Source organism: Plantactinospora sp. DSM 117369 (genome assembly GCF_053764795.1).
This window is the reverse complement of the sequence record NZ_CM132446.1, coordinates 1,988,132-2,001,622: the sequence shown is the minus strand read 5'-3', so window position 1 is coordinate 2,001,622 and position 13,491 is coordinate 1,988,132. Positions and strand designations below refer to the sequence as shown.

Here is a 13,491-nt window from a genome sequence, read left to right as displayed (position 1 = left end):
CCGCCCGGGGCCCGACGCCGGGTTCTCGGACAACCCGGTTTCCCGCGGCGGCGCGGGGCGCGGTCACCTCTCTCATCGGGTACGACGCAGGTCGTGCCAGCGCCCGCCCCGCGCCGCCGCACCGCACCCGCACCGACCGGCGGCGGCGATCCTGATCCTTCGGACGTTCGCCAGGTGGGCCTCGACACCGGTTGGTCCCGCCACCCCTCAGGTGAGGACGAGACCGACCAGCCAGACGGCGGTGATGCCGAGCGCCGCGGCCAACTCGACCAGCAGCGCGAGCCCGACCGCCGACAGCGCGTGCCGGGTGGACGGCCAGGCCTGCTTCGCGTCACCGAGCCGGGCCAGTTCGGCGAGCCAGAGCCCGAGTACGAAGCCGAGCACCAGCCCGACCACCGGTACCACGAAGAACCCGACCAGCCCGAGTACGCCCCCGGCGAGCAGGGACATCGTCGGCACCCCGCTGCGCTTCAGGTTCCGCCCCGGCCACAGGTACTTGATGGTGGTGCCGAGCACCGTGATCGCGGTGGCCAGGCCGAGTACCACCCAGCGGCCGAACCCCTCGCCGTCGCCGAAGAACGACCAGACCACCACGCCCAGCCAGCACAGGATCAGCCCGGGAATGATCGGCACGATCACCCCGCAGACGCCGATCACGATCGTCACGCCACACAGCAGGGTCACCACTGACTCGGTCTCGGTCATCAAGAGCCGCCCGAGGAAGACCTGGCTTCAGCCAGGGGAAGGAGAGGGCGGTCAGGCGTGGTGGTGGTTGTCGGCATGGGCGTCGACTCCTCCGTATGGGCGAAACTGTCGGATGCGGCTGAGATGGTTCGAGGTGTGGCCGAGACGGTGCGGTACAGCTACCGGTTGCGCCCCGGCGCGACCGTGGAAGCCGCGCTGCTGGCCGGGTGGGGCGGTGTCGCTGGCTGTGGAACGAGGCTGTCCACCAACAGGCACTGATACGCCACAACTCCCCCGGCCTCCAGTCACGGGGAAGCGTTGAGTCCACGCCTCCCAGGGTGCCCTACCCGCACCTCTCACGCCGCATCCACCACCCGGCGTCAGACGGCACCCTCCCGGCGCCGCTGCGCGCGGGCGGCCAGCCACCTGGTGATCTCGCCCTCCGGTGCCGGCGCCGCGAAGTAGCGCCCCTGGGCGGCGTCACAGCCCAGCGCCCGGAGCTGGTCCGCCTGGCCGAGCGTCTCCACCGCCTCGGCGGTGACGGTCAACCCGAGGGCGTGGGCCAGTCGCACCAGCGCGTCGACGATCCGCCCGTCCACCAGGCCCTGCCGGTCGCTGGACCGGATCCCCTCGACGAACGGGCCGGCGAGCTTGAGATTGTGGATCGGCAGCCGGCGCAGGTACGCCAGGTTGGAGTAACCGGTGCCGAAGTCGTCGATCGCCAGCCGTACCCCGAGGGCGGCCAGCCGGCGCAGCGCGGGCAGCGGCTCGCCGTCGGTGGCCATCACCGCGCTCTCGGTCAGTTCGAGTTGCAGCAGGTCGGCCGGGAGTTCCGTCTGGCGCAACACCTCGGAGACCGTGCCGACGACGCCCGGGTCGCGGGCCTGCCGGGCGGCCAGGTTCACGCTGACCACCAGCCGGGCGTCGGGGAACTCCCGGTGCCACCGGCTGGCCGCCTCGCAGGCCCGGGCCAGCACCCAGCGACCGAGTTCGACGATCAGCCCGGTCTCCTCGGCCAGGCCGATGAACTCGTCCGGGCCGAGCAGCCCCAGCTCCGGGTGCCGCCACCGGACCAGCGCCTCCACCGCGCAGATCGCCTCGTCGGCCAGGGTCACGATCGGCTGGTAGTCGACCATGAACTCGCCCTGGTGCAGCGCCGCCGACATGCCGGCGACCAGGGCCGATCGGGTCTGCTCCCGAGCCCGCCGCGCCGGGTCGTAGCTCACCCACCGGCTCCGGCCCTCGGCCTTGGCCCAGTAGAGGGTGACGTCGGCGGCCTTCATCAGCTCGGCGACCGAGGTGGTGGCGAGCGGCCCGGAGACCACGCCGATGCTGGCCGAGACCGACAGCCGGTGCTCGCCGATCTGCACCGGCTCGGCGACCGCCGCCAGCGCCAGGTCGGCCACCGCCTTGACCGCCCGGCAGCCGGCGTTGTGGTCGATCAGGATCACGAACTCGTCACCGCCCATCCGGGCGACCAGGTGCCCCTGCTCGGCCACGCAGTCGGCAAGTCGCCGGGCCACGGTCACCAGCAGGTTGTCGCCGAGGTCGTGCCCGAGGCTGTCGTTGACCGCCTTGAAGCCGTCGAGGTCGAGGAAGCAGATCCCGACCCGGTCGTCCGGCCCGCCGGTGGCGAAGACCTCGCCGAGCCGGTCGAAGAAGAGGGTACGGTTCGGCAGCCCGGTCAGCGGGTCGTGCGACGCCTGGTAGCGCAGCCGCTGTTGCAGCTCGTGCCGTTCGGTGATGTCCTCCAGCATCGCCACGGTGAACCGGGGCCGCCCGTCGTCGTGCCGGATCAGCGAGACCGCGAGATCGGTCCAGACCGCGCTGCCGTCCTTGCGGTAGTAGCGCTTCTCCACCCGTACGGCGTCCCGCTTGCCCTCGATCAGTTCCTGGTACAGCTCCCACATCCCGGCCGCGTCGTCGGGGTGGAACAGTGCGGCCACGTTGATCTCACGCAGCTCGGCGACGGAATAGCCGAGCAGCTCGGCGAAGGCCCGGTTGACGTCGATGATCTGCCCGTTGACGTCGGCGATGCCGATCCCGATCGCGGCGTCGACGAAGACCGCCCGGAACCGTGCCTCGCTGTCCCGCAGCGCCTGCTCGACCCGGTCCCGGGCCTCCCAGACGGCCTGGGCGATCCGCTCCTGCTGGCTGAGTGTGCGGTGGCGCAGCGCACCGGCGAATCCCGCCGACAGGGCACCCTGGAGGGCGGCGACCCGGGGTGCCGCCGCCGGCTCGGGCAGGGTGGGCAGGACGAGGGCACGGAACCGCTCGCCGAGGGCGCGTACCGACCAGTCCAGCACGCCCGGCTCGGTCAGGTGGGCGTCGACCAGGGCCCGGCCGACGTCGTACCCGGGCTGCGGGGTGAACGGGTCGGCCAGCACCGCCTCGGCGAGCCGTACGGTGTGCGCCAGCAGCAGCCGCTGGTTCTCGGCCGTACTCGTCGCCACGAAGCCGCACCGGATCACCTCCCGCGCCCAGCGTTCCGCGTACCGGTGCGCGCCAAACCGGTCGAACTCGGAGCCGGCGACGGAGACCGGCGGCTCGTCGACCGGCTCCGATCCAGCACCGGGGACCGACGGGGAACCCGACGGCTCGTCAACCGACGACACGTCCCCACCGGTTCCGGTGACGGAGGTCGACACCGCTAGCCCGCGCCACGGTCGTGCCGGCCCACACCGCCGAACGCGCCGAGCCGCTCCGGATGCTCCCCCGGGTCGCCGGGTTCGTCGGGTCGCCACAGCGGCATGTGCACCACACCCGGCTCGACCAGGGTGAAGTCGCCGAAGAACGCGGTGATCTCGGCCCGGGAGCGGAGCGTGATCTCGGTCGACGTCCGGGCGGAGAGGCGCTGCGCGTCCAGCATCTCCGGGGGCTGGTCCTCGTAGGTCGAGTGCGAGAGCAGCAGATAGCTGCCGGGCACCGTGGCGGCGCGCAGGGTGGCCAGGATTTCCTGCGGGTCGTCCGCGTCGGGGATGAAGTGCACCACCCCGGCCAGCAGTACGGCGACCGGGCGGCTGAAGTCGATCACGCCCAGCTTCTCGGCCTCGGCCAGGATCCGCTCCGGCTCCCGCAGGTCGGCGTGGATCACCCCGGTGTACTCGTTGCCGGCCAGGATCGACCGGCTGTGCGCCACCGCCACCGGGTCGATGTCGACGTACGCGATCCGGGCGGTCGGGTTGAGCGCCTGGGCCACCTCGTGCACGTTGCCGACGGTGGGAATACCGGAGCCGATGTCGAGGAACTGGTCGATGCCCTCGCCGACCAGCATCCGTACGCCCCTGCGCAGGAACGCCCGGCCGGCCCGCATCGTCTCGGCCAGGTTCGGTGTCATGCTCGCGATCTGCTCGGCGAGCTGCCGGTCGATCTCGAAGTTGTGCGCGCCGCCGAGGAAGTAGTCGTAGACCCGGGCGGCGCTGGGCCTGGTCAGATCGATGTCCGCGGGTAGCCCGTCCGGAAGTCGCATGTCCGCCTCAGCTCGTCACTCCGGCCCGTGCAGGGGCTGGTCGGCCACGACCTGCACCGGCATGCAGCGCCGACGAACCCGGCGGAGTCGTGGTGATCGACCCACACTTTAGGGCCTGTACAGCGGATCTTCTACCGGCCGTACGGCGGCGGGATAGGTTTGGCCGCATGGCGCAGGCACAGTTCCTCCGGGTGACCGACGTCGATGGCCCGGTCGTCCGACCGGCCGGCCGGTCCCGCCCCCGGACTGGCCACCCGCCCCGTCTCCGTCGCGCCCGGAGGTGACCCGCCCGGAGATGACGGCCGCGCACCGGCCCGCCCTGGCGCTCGCCGCCGCGGTCTGCACCCTGCTCGGCACGGCTGCGGTGGCGCTCGCCGTCTACGCCGGACCGGCCCCGGAACTCAGCTCGTACGTCAGCGAGGCCGGCGCGTCGGACAGTGCGACCGTCTGGGCGTACCGGATCGGCCTGCTGGCCACCGCCGCCGGCCAGGTGTTGCTCGGCGCGGCCCTGCCCGCCGTGTTGCGGCTGGCGACCGGGCTGCTGGTGGCGAGCGCGGTCGGCACGGTGGTCTCGGCCGGGGTGAGCTGCCGGGCCGCCTGCCCGCTGCCACCCTTCGACCGGGTGACCCTGGCCGACCTGGTGCACGGCGGCGCCAGCATCGCGGCGGTGGCCGGCACGGTCTTCGCGATCCTGGCGGTGGCCGGGACGACCGGGGTAGCCCGGCCGCTGCGCCGGATCTCGGTGGCCGCCGCCGCGGTCGCGCTGCCGCTGTCGGCGGTCGCCGGGCTCACCCTGCTACTGAACCTTTTTCAACCTCCCCTTGCGGTGCGGTGGACCGCAAGGTCAGACGCGGTGCGCGAGCGCCGCGCGGTTCAGGTTGAAAAAGGTTCACTGGTCGGCCGGAGCGTGCTGATGGGCGCGGTGGAGCGGCTGCTCCTGCTCGACCTGGCCGCCTGGGGAGTCGCCATCGCGCTGATCCTCGGGCTGGCCCGGGCACCCGCGGCGCTGAACCTTTTTCCACCTGAACCGCGCGGCGCCCACGCACCGCGTCCGAGCTTGCGGTCCGACAGACCGCAAGGGGAGGTTGAGCGTTGAGCAAGGTTCACTGGTCGGCGGGGAGCGAGGCGCGCCCCCGACGAGGCGCCTCAGGCGATGGCTGTAAGGCGCCTCACGAAGATCCATCCTTTCATTACCGGCTCCGGCGCCGTATCGTCTCTTGACGATGACCAATGTCTGGTTCCTGACCGTGCGCCTGTATGTCGATCTCCGGCTACAGGCCAGCGGCTGCTGTTGCGGCTGACGCGTCTCCGCCGACCGCAGTCCGCCAGTCCGGCGTACCCCCGGCCACCACAGCGCCACGCCGGATCCAGACCTAGGGATTCCGTTTATGACTTCCGTGATCTCCACCATTCGCAAAATTCCATTTTCCGTACAGATCCTCGCCGGTCTGGTCCTCGGCATCGCGCTCGGCTATCTGGCCCGGGCAGCCGACATCTCCTGGCTCGGCACCACCCTCGACGAGATCGGCAGCATCTTCGTCCAACTGCTCCGGCTCGCCGTGCCCCCGCTGGTCTTCACCGCCCTGGTGGTCAGCGTGGTCAGCCTGCGCGGGGTGGCGAATGCCGCCCGGCTGGCCCTGAAGACCCTGCTCTGGTTCGGCATCACCGCGCTGATCGCGGTCGCCGTCGGCATCGGGCTGGGCCTGCTGACCAACCCGGGCCGGGGCGTCACCCTGGACGTCGCCGGAGCCAAGGCACCCGAGCGGACCGGCTCGTGGACGGACTTCCTCACCGGCATCATCCCGGAGAACCCGGTCGGGGCGTTCGTCGAGAACAACGTGCTCCAGATCGTCTTCCTGGCCGTGGTCGCCGGGATCGCGTCGCTGCTGGTCGGCGCGGCGGCCGAGCCGTTCGTCAACTTCAACAAGGCACTGCTGGCGATCACCCAGAAGGCGCTCTGGTGGCTGATCCGGCTCGCCCCGATCGGTACCCTCGGCCTGATCGGCCACGCCGTCGAGGCGTACGGGTGGGACCTGCTGGCGCCGCTGGCCAAGTTCACCACCGCGGTCTACGTCGGCTGCGCGATCGTGCTGCTGGTGGTCTACCCGCTGGTGCTGATCGTCGCCGGCAAGCTCAACCCGCTGCGCTTCTACGCCGGCACCTGGCCCGCGATCGAGCTGGCCTTCGTCTCCCGCTCGTCGGTCGGCACCATGCCGGTGACCCAGCGCTCGGTGGAGCGGATCGGCGTGCCGCGCGAGTACGCCTCGTTCGCGGTGCCGTTCGGCGCGACCACCAAGATGGACGGCTGCGCGGCGGTCTACCCGGCGCTCGCCGCGATCTTCGTCGCCCAGGTCTTCGGGGTCAGCCTGAGCCCGCTCGACTACCTGCTGATCGCCTTCGTCTCGGTGGTCGGCTCGGCCGCCACCGCCGGGCTGACCGGGGCGCTGGTAATGCTCACCCTGACCCTGAGCACGCTGGGCCTGCCGCTGGCCGGGGCGGGTCTGCTGCTCGCCATCGACCCGATCCTGGACATGATCCGCACCGCCACCAACGTCGCCGGACAGGCGCTGGTGCCGACCGTGGTCGCGGCCCGGGAAGGCGTACTGGATCGGACCGCGTACGACGCCGCCGGCCGGCGCGAACTGCTGGACGAGGAGCCCCCGGCCGAACCCCCGGCCCGAGACCTCAACCCGGCCCCGCAGCCGGCCTGACGCTAGGTTGACCGTGGTCTTCCGCCACCCCCGCACCGGGGCGGCGGAAGACCACGATCCGTTTCCGGCGCCCGCCCGGGAGCGCGGGGGAAGGGACGAGGATGAGTGTGCTGTTCAGCCCGCTGACGCTGCGTGGTCTGACCCTGCCGAACCGGATCGTGATGTCGCCGATGTGCCAGTACTCGGCGGGTCCGGACGGGCTGCCCACCGACTGGCACCGGATCCACCTCGGATCCCGGGCGGTGGGCGGGGTCGGGCTGGTGATCAGCGAGGCCACCGCGGTCGTACCGGAGGGCCGGATCAGTCCCCGGGACACCGGGCTCTGGTCGGACGCCCACGTCGACGCCTGGCGGCCGATCACCGCGATCGTCGCCGGAGCCGGTGCGGTGCCGGCCGTGCAGCTCGCACACGCCGGCCGCAAGGCTTCCACGTACTGGCCCTGGTCACCCCGCAACGGCGGGGTGCCGGACGAGGAGGGCGGCTGGACCCCGGTCGGGCCGGGCACCGAGCCGTTCCTGCCGGCGTACCGGACGCCGGCGGTACTGGACCGGGCCGGCATCGCGCGGGTGGTCGAGGCGTTCGGGCGGGCCGCCGCGAGGGCGCTGGACGCCGGGTTCCGGGCGGTCGAGATCCACGCCGCGCACGGCTACCTGCTGCACGAGTTCCTCTCCCCGCTGGTCAACTTCCGCACCGACTCCTACGGCGGCGACCTGGCCGCCCGGAGCCGGTTCGCCCTTGAGGTGACCCGGGCGGTCCGGGCCGCGGTCGGCGACGACGTACCGGTGCTGGTCCGGATCTCGGCCACCGACTGGGTGCCGGGCGGCTGGACCCCGGCCGACAGCGTGCTGCTGGCCAAGCTGCTCGCCGAGGCCGGCGCCGACCTGGTGGACTGCTCGTCCGGCGGCGGCGTGCCGGAGGCCGAGATCCCGCTCGGTCCCGGCTACCAGGTGCCGCTGGCCGCCCAGGTGCGCCGGGATGCCGGGGTGCCGACCGGCGCGGTCGGGCTGATCAGCGAGCCGGAGCACGCCGAGGCGATCGTCGCGACCGGCGACGCCGACCTGGTGCTGCTCGGCCGGGAACTGCTGCGCGAGCCGTACTGGCCGCGCCGCGCGGCGGACCGGCTCGGCGCCGCCGTGCACACCCCGGAGCAGTACCTCCGGGCCTGGTGAGCGCTTCGGGGAGTCAGAACAGCCGAGTCAGAACAGCACGGTGGCGAAGGTACCGACCGAACGGAATCCGCAGCGCTCGTAGACCCGGCGGGCCGGGGCGTTGTAGTCGTTGACGTAGAGACTCACCGTCGGGGCGACCCGGGCCAGCGCGTCCCGGACCACCGCCGCCATCGCGGCGACGCCGATCCCCCGCCCCCGCCAGGCCGGATCGACCCAGACCCCCTGGATCTGCGCGGTGCGCCGGGTGACGACCGCCAGTTCGGCCTTGAAGATCACTTGGCCGTCGACGATCCGGGCGTACGCCCTGCGGGCCCGGACCAGCTCGGCCACCCGCTGCCGGTACGCCCGCCCGCCGTCCTCGGCCAGCGGCGACACCCCGACCTCCTCGGTGTACATCGCCACCGCGGCAGGAAAGAGCGCGTCGATCTCACCCGGCCGCACCGGATGCACGTCCGGGTCCGCCGCCACCTGTGGCGCCGCCCCGGTCGCCAGCAGCGGCTGGTTCGGGCGTACGTCCCGGGCCGGTCCCCACCGCCCGGAGAGCCGCTCCCAGAGCCCGAGCACCCCGTCCGCCCGCCCCACGATCGACGAGCAGGTGCGTTCCTCGGCACCGAGCGCCTCGGCGAAGGCGGCGATAGCGGATCGGCCGGCGCAGACCGGGGTGACCTGGCCGCCCAGCCAGCAGACCGATTCGAGCTTGTCCCGGCTGCCGTAGCCGAGCACCCGGCCGTCCGCCCGCCACCAGGACAGGCCGTGCGCGGCGACCCGCTCGGCCACCTGTGCGGCGGCGAAGGGGTCGAGGTCGAGGATCCGCTCCACCGCGCCGCGTTCGGCCTCTCCGAGCTGGCGTACCGGCACCATCAGCACGCCTACCAGCGTGCCAGATCATCGGCCGGGGAACGGGCCGGATCACCGCGCCCGCCCCGGGCGGGTCCGGACACACCGGCCGTTACGCGGACTCCCGGACCACCAGCTCGGTGGGAAGGATGACCGCGGCGTGCGAGTCGCCGGCCAGGTGCCCGAGGAGCAGCCGGACCATCTCGGCGCTGATCCGGGCCCACGGCTGCCGGATCGTGGTGAGCCGCGGTACGGAGGTGGTGGCGACCTTGGAGTCGTCGAAGCCGCCGACCGCGACGTCGTCGGGTACCCGCTTGCCGGCCCGGCGCAGCGCGGCGATCGCGCCGGTGGCCATCAGGTCCGAGCTGACGAAGACGGCGTCCAGCTCCGGCACCTGGCGCAGCAGCCGCTCCATCGCCGCCTCGCCGCTGTCGTGGGTGTAGTCGCCGGTCACCACCAGCCGGGGATCGGTCTCGCCGAGCACGTCGTGGTAGCCGGCGAGCCGGTCCACCCCGCCGGAGGTGTCCAGCGGGCCGGTGATGGTGCCGATGGTCCGGTGTCCCCTGGACCGCAGGTAGCTGACCATCTGCCGGGCACCACCCCGGTCGTCGGCGGCGACGTAGCTGACGTCGGAGTCGTGGCCGAGCGGGCGGCCGACGGCGACGAAGGGCAGGCCCCGCTCGTCCAGCTCGTACAGGAGCGGGCTGCCGGCGTGGTTGGAGATCACCAGCGCGCCGTCCACGTGGCCGGCGGTGACGTACCGGCCGACCCGCTTGCGGTCCTCGGAGGTGCCGGCGATCGTCAGCAGCAGCGTGATGTCGTGCTCGGCCAGCTCCTGGGTGCAGCACCGGAGCAGGATGTTGAAGTTCGGGTCCTCGAAGAGCCGGTCCTGCGGCTCGGAGAGGATGAACGCCACCGAGTCCGAGCGCTGGGTGACCAGGCTCCGGGCGTGCTGGTTGAGCACGTACCCGGTCTTGCGGATCGCCCGCCGGACCGCGTCCAGGGCCGGGCCGCTGACGTTGTGCCCGCCGTTGAGCACCCGGGAGACGGTGCCCCGGGAGACCCCGGCCACCGCCGCCACGTCGTCCATGGTCGGGCGGGGCCTCGTCCGGCGGGTACGGCTGCGGTCAGGCGCGGTCACCCTGTCATTGTCCCCGCGCCGGCACCCGGCGGCGGCACCGGACCTTGTGACACAGCTCGCCGTTACCTTCCCCGTACGACCGCTACGCCTTGGTCGCCCCGGAGAGCAGGTCGATCCGCCAGTAGCGTTGCAGCGACAGGAAGAGCACCACCAGCGGGATGATCGACAGCAGCGACCCGGCGATCACCAGCCGGTAGAGCGCCGGCTGGGTGTTGCCCTGGTTGAGCAGCGTGTAGAGGCCCAGCGTCACCGGGAACCGCTCGTCGTTCGCCAGCATGATGAACGGCAGCAGGAAGTTGTTCCAGATCGCCACGAACTGGAGCAGGAAGACGGTGATCAGACCGGGCACCATCATCGGCAGCGCCACCCGGCGGAAGATGCCGAACTCACTCGCCCCGTCCACCCGGGCCGCCTCGACCACCGAGTCCGGCACCGCCGCCGCCGCGTAGATCCGGGCCAGGTAGATGCCGTACGGGCTGACGATGCTGGGCAGCAGCACCGACCAGTACGTGTCGGTCAGCCCCACCTTGGCCAGCAGCAGATACTGCGGTACGGCCAGCGTGATCCCCGGGACCAGCACCCCGGCCAGCAGCACGTTGAACACCACCGACCGGCCGGGGAACCGGAACTTGGCCAGGGTGTAGCCGCTCAGCCCGGAAACCGCGGCGGAGAGTGCCGCCCCGACTCCGGCGTAGAACAGGGTGTTCAGCATCCACCGCCAGAACAGCCCGTCCCGGTACGTCGACAGGTCGGCCAGGTTGCCGAGCAGCGCGTCGCCGGGGGCGAAGGTGGAGCTGGTGAAGAGGGTGGCCGCGTCCTTGCTGGCGGCGACCAGCACCCAGGCCACCGGCAGCAGGCAGTAGAACGCCCCGATCAGCAGGATCGCGGTCGGCACCAGCCGGGAGAGGCGGCCCTCGCCAGGGCTGCCCGTGCCGGCCCGTGCCGGTGGCGCCGTCCGTCCGGCCGCCGCGGCCCGGGCGGCGGTGACGGTGTCGGTTCCGGCCATCTCACTGCTCCTGTCCGAAGGCCCGCCGCTGCACCAGGCGCAGGAAGCCCAGCGAGAGGAGCAGGGTGATCGCGGCGATCAGCACCGAGGTGGCCGCGGCGGCGTACCGGTCGTCGGTGGCGAAGGCGTCGCGGTAGATCTTCATCAGCGGTGTCCAGGTCGACGAGATCGAGTTGGTCATCGGCGCCAGCGTCATCGGCTCGCTGAACACCTGCAACGTGGCGATCATGGTGAACAGCGTGGTCATCACCAGCGCCGGGGTGAGCAGCGGGATCTTGATCCGGAGCGCGACCTGGATCTCGGAGCAGCCGTCCAGCCGAGCCGACTCGTACAGCTCCGGCGGGATCGCCCGGAGCGCCGTGTAGAGCACGATCATGTTGAAGCCGACGCCGCCCCAGAGCGCGATGTTGACCACCGCGTAGAAGACCGCATCGGTGCCGAGCAGGTCCGGCTCGGGCAGGCCGAACCGGGCCAGCAGGTCGTTCAGCGGGCTGGTCGCCGGCAGGTAGAGGAAGCCCCAGAGCAGGCTTGCGATCACCGCCGGCACCGCGTACGGCAGGAAGATCGCGGTACGGCTGAACCGGGCGAGCCGGGCCCGGGGCCGGTCCAGCAGCAGCGCGAAGAGCAGCGCCAGCCCCAGCATGGTCGGCACCAGCAGGGCGCCGTAGCCGAGCACCCGCAGCGCACCGGACCAGAGTTCGGAGTCGGTGACCGCGGTGCGGTAGTTCTCCAGTCCGGCGAAGACCTCGGTCCGGGAGCCCCGGCCGAGTCCCAGCCCGGAGATCCGGACCTTGCGCAGGCTCAGGTACCCGGCGTACCCGATCGGGGCGAGGAAGAAGGCGAGGAACAGGATCACCGCCGGGGCGAGGAAGACGTACGGGATGCCCGTACGCCTTCCCCGGCGGCGCACCCCGGGGGTGGCCGTTGGCATCGACTCTCCGTTCGGTCGGCCGGTCGCTGACGCCTGCCCGGTGAACCTTTTTCAACCTGGACCGCACGGCGTGTGCGCCCCGACTTCCGCCTGCGGCCACGACGGACCGCGAGGGGAGGTTGAAAGAGGTTCAGTGGTCAGCCGGCGATGGTGAAGCCGTTCTTGCGCATGTCGTCCACGGTCGCGGTCTGCATCGCGTCCACCGCCGCGCTGAACGGCGTCTTTGCGGTGATCGCCTTGCCGAACGCGTCCTGGTAGGTCTCGTAGGTGACGTTGACGTTCGGTCCCCAGGTGACCCCCGCGGCGGTGTCGGCGATCTGCTTCGCCAGCGGATAGAAGTCGGTCTGGTTGGCGAAGAAGTCCGGTGGCGAGCCCAGCGCCGGGCCGGACTGGGCGTCCCGGGCCGCCGGATAGACCGCGCACTCCCGGACCAGCATGGTGGTGGCGGCCGGGTCGGTGTTCAGCCAGGTGGCGAAGCGGACCGCCGCCGTCTTGTGCTTCGAGGCCGCGGTGACCCCGGTGGAGGAGCCACCCCAGTTGCCGGTCCGGTTCTCTCCGGCGCTCCACTGTGGCAGCGGGGCCATCGCCCACTTGCCCTTGGTGGCCGGCGCGTTGCCGACCAGTACGCCGGGGGCCCAGACCGCGCTCGGCCAGGCCAGCAGGGTGCCGTCGTTCAGCGACTTGTTCCACTCCGGGGTGTACATCGGCTTGCCGTCGACCACGCCCTCGCCGACCAGCCCGCCCCAGTAGTCGGCGACCTTCCTGGTGCCGGCGTCGTTGACGGTGACCCGCCAGGACTCGCCGTCGATCCCCCACCAGCTCGCGCCGGCCTGCTGGGCCAGCCCGGCGAACCAGCCCGGGTCGTTCGCCGAAAAGGTGGTGAGGAAGTGCTTCCTGCTCTTGCCGCGCAGCGTACGGGCGGTCTGCGCGAACTCCTCCCAGGTCTTCGGCACGGTCAGCCCGAACTGTCCGAACAGGTCGGCCCGGTAGTAGAGCATCATCGGCGCGGCGTCCTGCGGGATCGCGTAGACCGCGTCGGTGCCGAGGGTCACCTGCCGCCAGGTGCCCTCGGAGAACTTCTCCTTCAGCGGCTTGGCCTGCTCGGCGATGTCGGCCAGCACGTCGTTGCTGACCAGGGTGGGCAACGACTGGTATTCGACCTGGGCGAGATCCGGCGGGTTGCCCGCCTTGGCCGCGGTGAGCAGCTTGGTGACGATGTCCGCGCCGCCGGCCTGCTTGCTGAGCGTCACCTTGGTCTCCGGGTTGTCGGCGTTCCACCGGTCGACCAGCTTCTCCATGTTGGGCGCCCAGGACCAGAAGGTCAGCTCGACCGGCCCGGTCGGCTCCGCCGGGTCGTCGTCCGACGTGGAGGTGCAGGCAGCGACCAGGCTGGCGCCGAGAGCCACCGCCAGGATCTTCGCGCCGAGCGTACGGGTCATCTCAACCTCTCAGTTTCCGTGGTGTCATCGGCTGCTGATCGACCAGAAACAACTGGGAGCGCTCACAGTCTTGGACCCTCGATCGATCATGTCAAGACACGTAT

Annotated in this window: 12 protein-coding genes; 4 read left to right on the top strand and 8 right to left on the bottom strand. The window is 71.8% G+C overall.

Features of this window, described 5'->3' with window-relative positions; all coding sequences use genetic code 11:
• Positions 1-207: 207 nt before the first annotated feature.
• The gene (locus tag ACSMXO_RS08950; protein ID WP_346255938.1) at positions 208-705 is read right to left on the bottom strand and encodes a DUF456 domain-containing protein; all 498 of its coding nucleotides are present in this window, start codon (positions 703-705) and stop codon (positions 208-210) included.
• Positions 706-762: 57 nt separating this feature from the next.
• Between ACSMXO_RS08950 and ACSMXO_RS08945 the strand changes: the two genes are divergently transcribed.
• Positions 763-963 (top strand): hypothetical protein, encoded by a 201-nt coding sequence (locus ACSMXO_RS08945; protein ID WP_455417348.1) that lies wholly within the window; start codon positions 763-765, stop codon positions 961-963.
• Positions 964-1,064: 101 nt separating this feature from the next.
• Here ACSMXO_RS08945 and ACSMXO_RS08940 read toward each other — a convergent pair whose 3' ends face one another.
• Positions 1,065-3,299, bottom strand: coding sequence for a putative bifunctional diguanylate cyclase/phosphodiesterase (locus ACSMXO_RS08940; protein WP_455417347.1), 2,235 nt, complete (start codon positions 3,297-3,299; stop codon positions 1,065-1,067).
• 35 nt (positions 3,300-3,334) lie between these two features.
• Positions 3,335-4,153: an SAM-dependent methyltransferase gene (locus ACSMXO_RS08935; RefSeq protein ID WP_455417346.1), complete on the bottom strand. Its 819-nt coding sequence runs from the start codon at positions 4,151-4,153 to the stop codon at positions 3,335-3,337.
• Positions 4,154-4,448: 295 nt separating this feature from the next.
• On the opposite strand from ACSMXO_RS08935, the gene ACSMXO_RS08930 reads away from it, so the two are divergent.
• From ACSMXO_RS08930 to ACSMXO_RS08920, 3 genes are all read left to right on the top strand, one after another.
• On the top strand, positions 4,449-5,249 hold the full coding sequence (locus ACSMXO_RS08930; protein ID WP_455417345.1) for a DUF998 domain-containing protein: 801 nt from the start codon (positions 4,449-4,451) through the stop codon (positions 5,247-5,249).
• Positions 5,250-5,562: 313 nt separating this feature from the next.
• Positions 5,563-6,864: a dicarboxylate/amino acid:cation symporter gene (locus tag ACSMXO_RS08925; RefSeq protein ID WP_455419200.1), complete on the top strand. Its 1,302-nt coding sequence runs from the start codon at positions 5,563-5,565 to the stop codon at positions 6,862-6,864.
• A gap of 101 nt (positions 6,865-6,965) precedes the next feature.
• The gene (locus ACSMXO_RS08920; RefSeq protein WP_455417344.1) at positions 6,966-8,033 is read left to right on the top strand and encodes an NADH:flavin oxidoreductase/NADH oxidase; all 1,068 of its coding nucleotides are present in this window, start codon (positions 6,966-6,968) and stop codon (positions 8,031-8,033) included.
• A gap of 27 nt (positions 8,034-8,060) precedes the next feature.
• Here ACSMXO_RS08920 and ACSMXO_RS08915 read toward each other — a convergent pair whose 3' ends face one another.
• The 5 genes from ACSMXO_RS08915 to ACSMXO_RS08895 all read right to left on the bottom strand — a co-directional run bounded on the left by ACSMXO_RS08915 (position 8,061) and on the right by ACSMXO_RS08895 (position 13,387).
• A complete protein-coding gene (locus tag ACSMXO_RS08915; RefSeq protein WP_455417343.1) occupies positions 8,061-8,900 on the bottom strand; it encodes a GNAT family N-acetyltransferase in 840 nt (279 codons plus the stop codon).
• 82 nt (positions 8,901-8,982) lie between these two features.
• The gene (locus tag ACSMXO_RS08910) at positions 8,983-10,011 is read right to left on the bottom strand and encodes a LacI family DNA-binding transcriptional regulator (RefSeq protein WP_346255931.1); all 1,029 of its coding nucleotides are present in this window, start codon (positions 10,009-10,011) and stop codon (positions 8,983-8,985) included.
• A gap of 82 nt (positions 10,012-10,093) precedes the next feature.
• Positions 10,094-11,017 (bottom strand): carbohydrate ABC transporter permease, encoded by a 924-nt coding sequence (locus ACSMXO_RS08905; RefSeq protein ID WP_455417342.1) that lies wholly within the window; start codon positions 11,015-11,017, stop codon positions 10,094-10,096.
• A gap of 1 nt (position 11,018) precedes the next feature.
• On the bottom strand, positions 11,019-11,948 hold the full coding sequence (locus tag ACSMXO_RS08900) for a carbohydrate ABC transporter permease (RefSeq protein ID WP_455417341.1): 930 nt from the start codon (positions 11,946-11,948) through the stop codon (positions 11,019-11,021).
• 137 nt (positions 11,949-12,085) lie between these two features.
• Positions 12,086-13,387 carry an ABC transporter substrate-binding protein gene (locus tag ACSMXO_RS08895; RefSeq protein ID WP_455417340.1) on the bottom strand — a complete coding sequence of 434 codons (1,302 nt, stop codon included), beginning with the start codon at positions 13,385-13,387 and terminating at the stop codon, positions 12,086-12,088.
• Positions 13,388-13,491 lie beyond the last annotated feature (104 nt).

Excerpts from the sequence above, each read along its gene's own strand:
- ACSMXO_RS08950 (WP_346255938.1), bottom strand. The coding sequence starts at position 705 with ATGACCGAGACCGAGTCAGTGGTGACCCTGCTGTGTGGCGTGACGATC.
- ACSMXO_RS08935 (WP_455417346.1), bottom strand. The coding sequence starts at position 4,153 with ATGCGACTTCCGGACGGGCTACCCGCGGACATCGATCTGACCAGGCCC.
- ACSMXO_RS08930 (WP_455417345.1), top strand. The coding sequence starts at position 4,449 with ATGACGGCCGCGCACCGGCCCGCCCTGGCGCTCGCCGCCGCGGTCTGC.
- ACSMXO_RS08920 (WP_455417344.1), top strand. The coding sequence starts at position 6,966 with ATGAGTGTGCTGTTCAGCCCGCTGACGCTGCGTGGTCTGACCCTGCCG.
- ACSMXO_RS08905 (WP_455417342.1), bottom strand. The coding sequence starts at position 11,017 with ATGGCCGGAACCGACACCGTCACCGCCGCCCGGGCCGCGGCGGCCGGA.
- ACSMXO_RS08900 (WP_455417341.1), bottom strand. The coding sequence starts at position 11,948 with ATGCCAACGGCCACCCCCGGGGTGCGCCGCCGGGGAAGGCGTACGGGC.
- ACSMXO_RS08895 (WP_455417340.1), bottom strand. The coding sequence starts at position 13,387 with ATGACCCGTACGCTCGGCGCGAAGATCCTGGCGGTGGCTCTCGGCGCC.